The organism is Kribbella sp. NPDC049584 (assembly GCF_040675555.1).
In the GTDB taxonomy this organism is placed as follows: domain Bacteria; phylum Actinomycetota; class Actinomycetes; order Propionibacteriales; family Kribbellaceae; genus Kribbella.
Window position 1 is genome coordinate 4,647 of sequence record NZ_JBFAPF010000021.1, and the last position, 8,866, is coordinate 13,512.

Genomic DNA, 8,866 nt, shown 5'->3' on the forward strand with positions numbered 1-8,866 from the left:
TTCAGCTTGAAAGCGATTTCGAGAAGCGACGCCCCGGCGGAGGCAACCGCCGAGGCGTCCAGGTCGCACTAGTCGTCTTAAGAGGAGCGCAACCCATGAGCATCATCCACCTGTCAGCCGTCAGCGGCGAGGAACCGTCCGCCGCCGACTTGACCACCATCGAGAACGAGTGGCCGTTGATCGCGGCAGAGCTGGACCTGTTGAACGCCGAGATCGCGTTCATCAACGCCGGGCCGCACGCGTCGGAGTTGGAGACGCGCCGCGTCCGGCGCGCTGAGCGCAGGGTCCTGGATATCGGCCGGGAGCTGGCCGACCGCGCTCCGGAGACGGAGGTTGTGGCATGACCGCGCTGATGACCGAGCAGGCTGCCGAACTGCCGGTGTCGGATCTCGTACGGGTCGATTTGGGCTGGTGGAAGCTCGCGGGCTACGACCTCGTACAGGTTGTCTCGCCTCGTACGGCGTTGGGAACGGCGTGGATCGTCTGGCACGGCGACCACGTCATGCACACCACCGACACCCTGCCCCACGCGGGCGGCTGGGTCGCAAGCCACCTGACGGGAGGTCAGCCGCGATGAACCCCGAACGCACGGACCAGATGATCAAGTCGGCTGACGTTGCCTACGAGGCGATCCGGTTCCTGAACCACGCCACGATCGCCGCGACGGTCCCGGCCCCGGTCGCCTATGCGCTGCTGGGTTCGCTCAGCCAGATGCAGGACGCAGTTGCCAAGCTCGCTGGCCAGATCGCGACCGGGCTGGATCGGTCGCTGCTCGACTTCGACGTGTACGACGACGCCCGCGACCCCGCCGAGAGCGTGGCCATGGCTGCGGACGCCCTTGAGCGGACCTCGGGCCACGCCCGCGCCGCCGCCGAACGAGTGAGCGCGGCTCAGGCCGCTATCGCCTTGCAGGGCTTCTACCTGGACAAGGAGGACGAGTGATGAGCACGCCGCTTCGTACGTCGTACCCGGTGCCGGTGGAGGACCTGATCCCGGACGCCCGTCGTCTCGCGGACGAGCTGGGCGAGATCCCGTCGCAGAACCGGCTCATGAAGCACCTGCGGATCGGCAAGGATAAGGCCAAGGCCGTACACGCCGCCCTCACCGACGACCGCACTGACGACCGTCCGGAGACCCGGCTCCACTCGGTGCCGAACCCGAACGAGACCACCACCGACACCGCGGCGGCCGACACGGCCACCGCTGACAACGCGCAGGAGTTTCCGCAGGTCACGGAGCCGACGGACCCGGTTTCCGACGCTGAGGTGTTCCCGGCCGAACTGGTGCCCGCGGCCGCCTACCCGGACACTGCGGAGGACATCTCCCCGGCGGCCGAGGCGACCCCGGAGGCCGGTGCTGAGACCGGTTCCGAGGAGTCGAATGAGATGCGTCCGGTTCGGTCGTGGCCGGTGCTGCTGCTGGCGCTGCCCGCGTTCGTCGCGGTCTGGTCGGGCTGGGTCGGTCTCGGGGAGCTGACCGGGTTCGGTGTCGTGCACCCGCTGCCGGGCATCGCGGACGGCTTCACGATCAACTCTGCAATCACGCTCCCGATCGGTGTCGAGACCTACGCCGCCTTCGCGCTGCGCGTGTGGCTGTCTGGCCGCGTCCCAGCCAAGGCACGCCGGTTCGCCAAACGCTCCGCTCTCGCGGCCCTCGCGCTCGGTGCGCTGGGACAGGTCGCCTACCACCTGCTAGAGGCCGCTGGGGTCTCCCGCGCCCCGTGGCTGATCACCACCGCTGTTGCCTGCCTGCCCGTCGCCGTGCTCGGCATGGGTGCCGCGCTGGCCCACCTGATCCACACCCGCCCCACCCAGAACCAGGAGCAGTGACATGACCGAACCCATGAACAACCTGCCCGACCCGATCGACCTCGACGCCCACCGTGTGGACCGCGCCCGCCGCGACGACGTACCCGAGGCCGCGCAGGCCCCGGAGGAAACGGTCGGGGTCCTGGTGCCGCTGTCGGCGGGCGAGGTGGAGTCGATGGACACCGCCTACGAGATCGCGTTGGACGACACCGACGATGACCCGGCCACGGGCAAGGTCATCGTTCCGGTAGACACCCCTGGTCTGCCGGTCCCGGTCAGCGACGGTGCGCGGCTGCCGATCATCCCGACCCATCTGCGGCGGGAGAACCTGCGCGCGACCACCACGCGCGCTCTGGCTCGGAGCGGGCACGTGACGGCGTTCCACGCGGTCCGTTCGCCTTGGTACGCAACGAAGTTTGGCTGGTTCGCTGCGCGTGGCTTGTCGCGGCTGATCGGCAAGCAGATGCGCTGGTGGTGGGTCCCGAACTCGGTGCAACTGGAGCAGAAGGCTGCCGACGCGGGAGAGCTGAAGGAGTGGGAGAAGATCCACCGTCAGCTCAAGGCAACCCGCATGTGGCGCGGTCTCGTCCTCGCCGCGCAGAACATCGGGCTGCTGATCGGCCTGCCGATCGCGTGGAACGCGGCACCGGCCGCTGGTCTCGCGGCCGTAGGCGCGGCTGCGGTCGCCGGACTGGCGCACTACGGACGACCCGCAGGTCAGACCGTACTCGGTACCGCTGTCGTCGCACCCCGATACCGCAAGCTCAACTCTGACATCGTGCTGCGGGCGTACTACGCGGCCGGTCTCGGCAAGCCCGACAAGACCGACCAGGAGGTCCGGTTCGGCTCGCCCATGTCCCGCGACGCCCGCAACACCGGTTCTCAGGTGGTCGTGGATCTCCCGTACGGCAAGGGCTGGTCCGACGTTGTCGGCGCGCGCGAGAAGATCGCGAGTGGCCTGGACGTGCACACCAATCAGGTGTTCCTGAGCCCCGACAAGTCCAGCTCGCGGCGGCACATGCTGTTCGTGTCCGACCGTGACCCGCTGGCCGTCGCGGTAGGCCGTACGGAGATGCTGGACTGCAAGCCCCGGTCGATCTGGGACCCGGTCAAGCTGGGCAAGGACGAGCGGGACTCGCTGGTCACGCTGCTGCTGATGTGGAACTCACTGCTTGTCGGTGCTCAGCCGCGTAAGGGCAAGACGTTCTTTGCCCGGCTGGTGGCACTGTGGGCGGCGCTGGACCCGTTCGTGAAGCTCATCGTTGCTGACGGCAAGAACTCTCCGGACTGGCTGGGCTTCAAGAAGGTCGCCCACCGCACGGTGTTCGGGACGCACCCGAACCCAAACGACGACAACCCCGTCGAGCGGCTGCAAGCGATCCTGGACGAGGTCCTGAAGCACATCGACACCGTGAACTCGATCCTGACCACGCTGCCGGTCACGATGTGCCCGGACGGCAAGCTGACCAAGGAACTCGCCCGCGACCCGCGCTACCCGGACCTGCGCGTCCTGGTGATGGTGATGGAGGAGTTCCAGGTCTACTTCGAGACCGAGGACCAGAACGTCAACAAGGAGATCGCGGCCAAGCTGTCGCGGATTCAGGCGGTCGGACCGAGCGCCGGTGTCGTGCTGATCTCGTCGTCGCAGAAGCCGTCTGGCGTCGGCGCGGGGGACGTGTCGCGACTGTTCAACCGCTACCGGGACAACCACTCCGCCCGGTTCGCGCTCAAGTGCGGCAACCGGACCGTGTCCGAAGCAATCCTGGGCGGCGACGCGTACCAGGAAGGCTTCGACGCCTCCACGCTGCCAGTGGGGGACGAGTACCGGGGCGTGGGCTACCTGTACGGCGTCACCGACAACACCCCGACCGTGCGGTCGTTCCTGGCTGATGCGACCGACGCGGACAAGATCCTGACCGCCGCACGCAAGTATCGCGAGCAGGCGGGGACTCTCACGGGCGAGGCGGCCGGGGAGGAGATGGAACGCGCGACCCGCGACGTGCTGGCCGACCTGCTGACCGTCCTGGACGCGGACAACGCCGCGCACTGGGACACGGTCGCCGGACGGCTGGGGGAGCGGATGCCGGAGCAGTACGACGGCACCACGCCCGAGGCGATCTCCGCGCAGGCCCGCGCTCAGGGCGTCCCGTCGGTGAACGTGAAGCGCGACGGGGCCACCCGCAAGGGCGTCAAGGCCGCCGACATCCGCGACGCGATGGCCCGCCGCGACAAGACCAACTAGTCAACGCGTCCATCTACAGAGAGTAATCGACTGCACTGAGGGTGCGGGACGGATGAAGTAGCGGCCCCGACGCTACCGGTAGCGCTGGCGCTACCCGTCCCGCTACCCCGCAACCCAGCTCCGACCAGGCCGTATATCCGCAGGTAGCGGGTCGCGGCCACGGTCCCGCACGCCCAAAAACAGCCTGTTGGAGGCTTTCCATGCTGTCCCGCGCCGCTACCGCCACTCTGACCGCCGCTACCCACGGTAGCGACAGCTCGGATGCTGCCGCTACCCTCGCCGCCACCGTCCACACCGCTGGACAGGTCGCCACGGTCGTACTGATCGTGACCGTCGTCGTCGCGTTCTACCTGCTCACCTGCCTGGTGTGGCCGTTCGGCAAGTGCCGCCGCTGCAAGGGCGTCGGCAAGTTCAGGTCCCCGTTCGGGAAGGCATTCCGGCACTGCGGGAAGTGCGAGGGGTCCGGGCTGCGAGTCCGGCTCGGACGGCACGTCATCAATCACATGCGCGCGGTCCGGGGCGCCGGGCAGAACTCGACCAGCAAGGGCGGCAAGTGATGCGCGCCGTACTGGATGGGCTGAGCCTCCACCCGGCTAGGTCGTGCTGGGTGGAGCTGTGGAACGGGCAACAGGCGCTCGGCTGGGACTACCACGGAACGCCGGTGTTCAAGTTCCGGTGGGCTCCCGCAGGACTCGCTACCCGCCGCCAGCTCCGGGCGATGCGCATGTCCCCCGGCGGTCACGAGCCGTATGCGCTGCTCGTGTGGCGCAAGGGCAAGCGCTGGGCGTGGCTGTACCGGCTGGATCTCGCCCGGCCGTCGCGTGTCCCGTCGCCGTTGCAGCTCAACGCGCTGGACAAGGCGATGCAGGCCCGCCGCACCTGCGGACTCTGCAAGGCCGTCACCGATTACTGCATCCCGACCTCAGACGGCCGGTGCCTCGACTGCATCGACGCTGCCAGCTACCCGCACGCCGCTTGACCTATCTCGGAGGAGGAACCACCGATGAACGACCTGCTGACCGCCGCCCTCACTGCTGCTTCGCAAGGCTGGCACGTGTTCCCGCTCGTCCCGGACACCAAGCGTCCGGCGGTTGAGGACTGGGAGCGCCGCGCCACTACCGACACGGCACGGATCGAGCGTTGCTGGTCGTCGGGTCCGTACGGCGTCGGCATCGCCTGCGGTCCGTCCAGTCTGATCGTGATCGACCTGGACCAGCCCAAGCCCGGCCAGACGGCACCGGACGAGTGGCGCAAGCCCGGGATCACCTGCGGGGCTGACGTGCTGGCCGATCGCGCGGACACGGTAGGGGAGGCGTACCCCTGGAACACCCACACCGTGCTGACCGGCAGGGGCGGCGAACACCTGTACTTCTCTGCCCCGGCTGGGATCGAGCTGCGCAACACTCAAGCTCGGCTCGGCTGGCTGATCGACACCCGCGCCCATGGCGGGTACGTCGTCGGGGCCGTCTCGGTGGCTTCAGGACGCCGCTACCGCACCGTGTTTGACATCGCCCCGGCTCCCCTTCCCCAGTGGCTCACAGAGGCGCTCAAGCCCGCACCCGCGCCCGTTCAGCAGGCCGCCCCTGTCCAGCTCGGGGCCGGTCGCCGGGCGGGCTACCTGGAGGCAGCGATCCGGGCCGAGACCGAACGAGTCCGGACGGCTGACGAGGGCAAGCGCAACTACGTCCTCTACACGGCCGCTGTAGCTCTCGGGCAGTTGGTTGCCGGTGGCTCCATTGCGGAACCCGACGTACGTGCGGTCCTCACCGACGCCGCATCGGCACAGGTGGTGGCCGGGGCGTACACGGCGTGGGAGGCGGACAATACGATCTCGTCCGGGCTGCGGGCCGGGGCGAAGCGCCCCCGCCAGGTGGCCGCGTGATGGAACCCGCGTGGGAGCCCGATCCGGAGGAGACCTACCGGATGGCTGAGGTGATCTATCCCGACTGGCAGCCGCCACTTGAGGAACGGCCCGAGCCTGAACCGGTGCGGCCGCCGAAGGTCGATCCGTTCGCGAACGCCTGGACGGCAGATCGGCTGATGGCCGAAGAGTTCGCGCCTCCGCGCTGGGCTGTGCCCGGTCTCATCCCTGAAGGGCTCTCGCTGCTGGCCGGTGCGCCCAAGGCAGGCAAGTCGTGGCTAGCGCTCTGTCTCGCTCTCGGCATCGCCGCCGGGGTCAAGGTGCTCGGTGAGGTCGCCGTTGACCCCGGCGACGTGCTCTACCTCGCGCTGGAGGACACCCCGCGTCGGCTGCAAAGCCGCATGGGCAAGATCCTGGGCGGCAACCCGGCACCCTCGGGGCTGACGCTGCTGACCGAGTTTCCGACCCTGCCCGCCGGTGGCGCGGACGCTATCCGTGGTTGGCTCGACAGCAGGCCGAACGCCCGCATGGTCATCATTGACGTGTTCGCCAAGATGCGCGGTGCAAGCCCCTCCGGCGTCAATCCGTACGACGCCGACTACGCCGCAATGGGCCGCGCAAAGAGCATCGCGGACAACTACGGCGTTGCCGTCGTGCTCGTGCACCACCTGCGCAAGATGGCCGCCGACGACTTCACCGCTGAACTGTCCGGAACCAACGGAATCGTCGGTGCAGCAGACACGATCATGGCGCTCAAGCGGCCACGTGGCGAGGCAGACGGCGTACTGCACATCACCGGCCGCGACGTGGACGAAGCCGAGCGGGCTATGCGTTTCGACCCCAATACAGGCAGGTGGGAGCTGCTGGCCGGTGCAGCGATCGATCACACGTTGCACCGCACCCGCGCCTCGATCCTGGCCTATCTCCGTCAGTCGCCTGGAGCAACTCCCAAGGCCATCTCCGACGCGCTCGGAGAAGAGCGAGAGTCCATCCGCAAGACCGTCGGACGGATGGCCGACGACGGCCAACTACGCCGCCGGGAAGGCGGGCGCTACTTCCCACCCGACACCGGCACTGTCCCAGGTGTCCCAGAGTCCCAGCACCTCATCTGACCTGCGCAAACGCTTGGGACACCCGCCTCACGGGCCTGTCCCAGATGTCCCACAACCACCTGTTTGGACCGAAGGAGATCTCTTCCCCATGAGCATCACCGAAGCCCCGATCCCCACCGCAGGGCCGCTGCTGCTGACGGTGGAGCAGGCCGCACACCAGCTCGGCATCGGCCGGACGACTCTCTTTGCCCTGCTGAAGTCCGGCGAACTCGAATCGATCCCGCTCGGGCGTCTCCGGCGCATTCCTGCGGAGTGCATCACCGAATACATCGGCCGTCTCCGGGCCGCCGCCCGTGAGAACCAGGCTGCCTAGGAAGGAATTCGCAGTGAGCGAGGACAAAGAGAAGCGCCACAAGAATCCCGATGGCCGATCGACCATCTACCTCGGCAAAGATGGCTACTGGCACGGCCGCGTCACGATGGGCGTCAAGGACGACGGAACGCCCGATCGGCCGCACGTGAAGCGGAGGGATAAGGACGAGGTCGTTGCGCGTGTTGCGGAGCTGGAGAAACAGCGCGATAGCGGCAAGGTGCGCCGTACAGGCACGAAGACGTGGACTGTTGCTGAGTGGCTCACGCACTGGCTGACGATCGTCCGGCCGAACCTGCGTGATGGCTCGTACGACGCCTATGAGGTTGCTGTTCGGGTGCACCTCATTCCGGGGCTCGGTGCGCACAAGCTCAACAAGTTGCTGCCCGAGCACCTAGAGCGCTTCTACACGAAGATGCAGGACAACGGAGCAAAGCCGGGGACTGCCCACCAGGCTCATCGAACTATTCGGACCGCTCTTGGGGAAGCTGCGAAGCGAGGCGCTCTGACGGCCGATAACCCGGCGGAGAAGGCGAATCCGCCGCGCCTGGACCTGGAGGAAGAGGACGAGGTCGATCCGTACACCGTCGGAGAGATAAAGGCGATTCTCGCGGAGGCGGGTAAACGTCGAAACCACGTGCGATGGGCAATCGCGCTCGCCCTCGGGCTGCGTCAGGGGGAAGCGCTGGGGCTGAAATGGTCGGACATCGACCTAGACGCAGGCGTCCTTAGGGTGCGGCGCAGCCTGAATCGTCCGAAGTACAAGCACGGCTGCGACAACGGTTCCTGTGGCCGTAGCCCTGGACGATGCGCTGGGCGACAGCTCGCCCGGCCACAGACCTCACCCACGAAGTCCCGCGCAGGACGACGCACTATCGGACTGCCCTCGGAGCTGACTGAGATCCTTCGGCAGCACTGGAAGGAACAGGCCGCCGAACGAGTGACGGCCCGCCAGCTCTGGAAGGACGAGGGGTGGGTATTCGCGAAGCGGACGGGTGAAGCCCTCAGCCCGAACATGGACTTCCGGGAGTGGAAGGACATCCTCGCGGCCGCCGGTATCCGTGAGGGCCGACTCCACGACGCCCGGCACACTGCTGCGACCGTCCTGCTCCTGCTCGGTGTTCCCGAGCGAGCCGTGATGGATGTGATGGGCTGGTCGTCATCATCGATGGTCAAGCGGTATCAGCACATCACGGCGCCGGTTCGTATGGACATTGCCGAACGGGTCGGTGGTCTGATCTGGGCGGAGCCGAAGGGCAAGACCGGGAAGAAGTCGAAGCGCAAGAAGCGAAAGAAGGGACGGGGCGACGACGGGTCGGCAGGGCTGCTGGTCCCCGCCTGAGACGGGTCGTTGAGACCTTCGTTGAGACCCTGGGACGAAAGAGGGGCCGGACGCTGAGCGTCCGGCCCCTCTTTCGTGCGTGCCTATGGAGTCCGAGACCGCGCTCTGACCTGCGGTTTCTCACTCCGGGAGACTGGCGGAGGATACGAGATTCGAACTCGTGAGGGGTTGCCCCCAACACGCTTTCCAAG

At 67.6% G+C, this 8,866-nt stretch carries 11 protein-coding genes; all 11 read left to right on the forward strand.

From position 1 onward, the window contains the following. The first annotated feature begins 95 nt into the window (after positions 1-95). Positions 96-344, forward strand: coding sequence for a DUF6284 family protein (locus AB0J62_RS40345; RefSeq protein ID WP_363883153.1), 249 nt, complete (start codon positions 96-98; stop codon positions 342-344). Next, complete coding sequence (locus tag AB0J62_RS40350; RefSeq protein ID WP_363883156.1) at positions 341-577, forward strand: hypothetical protein; 237 nt, start codon at positions 341-343, stop codon at positions 575-577. Before AB0J62_RS40345 ends, AB0J62_RS40350 begins: the two co-directional genes overlap by 4 nt. Continuing rightward, positions 574-942: a hypothetical protein gene (locus tag AB0J62_RS40355; protein ID WP_363883159.1), complete on the forward strand. Its 369-nt coding sequence runs from the start codon at positions 574-576 to the stop codon at positions 940-942. The genes AB0J62_RS40350 and AB0J62_RS40355 overlap by 4 nt, the downstream gene beginning before the upstream one ends. After that, positions 942-1,829, forward strand: coding sequence for an ABC transporter permease (locus AB0J62_RS40360; protein ID WP_363883162.1), 888 nt, complete (start codon positions 942-944; stop codon positions 1,827-1,829). The genes AB0J62_RS40355 and AB0J62_RS40360 overlap by 1 nt, the downstream gene beginning before the upstream one ends. A gap of 1 nt (position 1,830) precedes the next feature. Further along, the gene (locus tag AB0J62_RS40365) at positions 1,831-4,050 is read left to right on the forward strand and encodes a cell division protein FtsK (protein WP_363883165.1); all 2,220 of its coding nucleotides are present in this window, start codon (positions 1,831-1,833) and stop codon (positions 4,048-4,050) included. 200 nt (positions 4,051-4,250) lie between these two features. Beyond that, positions 4,251-4,607, forward strand: a complete 357-nt coding sequence (locus AB0J62_RS40370; protein WP_363883167.1) for a hypothetical protein — start codon at positions 4,251-4,253, stop codon at positions 4,605-4,607. Between the two features lie 50 nt (positions 4,608-4,657). Next, the gene (locus tag AB0J62_RS40375) at positions 4,658-5,029 is read left to right on the forward strand and encodes an RRQRL motif-containing zinc-binding protein (RefSeq protein ID WP_363883170.1); all 372 of its coding nucleotides are present in this window, start codon (positions 4,658-4,660) and stop codon (positions 5,027-5,029) included. A 24-nt stretch (positions 5,030-5,053) separates the two neighbouring features. Next, on the forward strand, positions 5,054-5,932 hold the full coding sequence (locus AB0J62_RS40380) for a bifunctional DNA primase/polymerase (protein ID WP_363883173.1): 879 nt from the start codon (positions 5,054-5,056) through the stop codon (positions 5,930-5,932). Further along, complete coding sequence (locus tag AB0J62_RS40385) at positions 5,932-7,023, forward strand: AAA family ATPase (protein ID WP_363883176.1); 1,092 nt, start codon at positions 5,932-5,934, stop codon at positions 7,021-7,023. Before AB0J62_RS40380 ends, AB0J62_RS40385 begins: the two co-directional genes overlap by 1 nt. A gap of 88 nt (positions 7,024-7,111) precedes the next feature. Continuing rightward, on the forward strand, positions 7,112-7,336 hold the full coding sequence (locus tag AB0J62_RS40390) for a helix-turn-helix domain-containing protein (protein ID WP_363883179.1): 225 nt from the start codon (positions 7,112-7,114) through the stop codon (positions 7,334-7,336). Between the two features lie 13 nt (positions 7,337-7,349). After that, positions 7,350-8,675, forward strand: a complete 1,326-nt coding sequence (locus tag AB0J62_RS40395) for a site-specific integrase (protein WP_363883182.1) — start codon at positions 7,350-7,352, stop codon at positions 8,673-8,675. Positions 8,676-8,866: the final 191 nt, after the last annotated feature.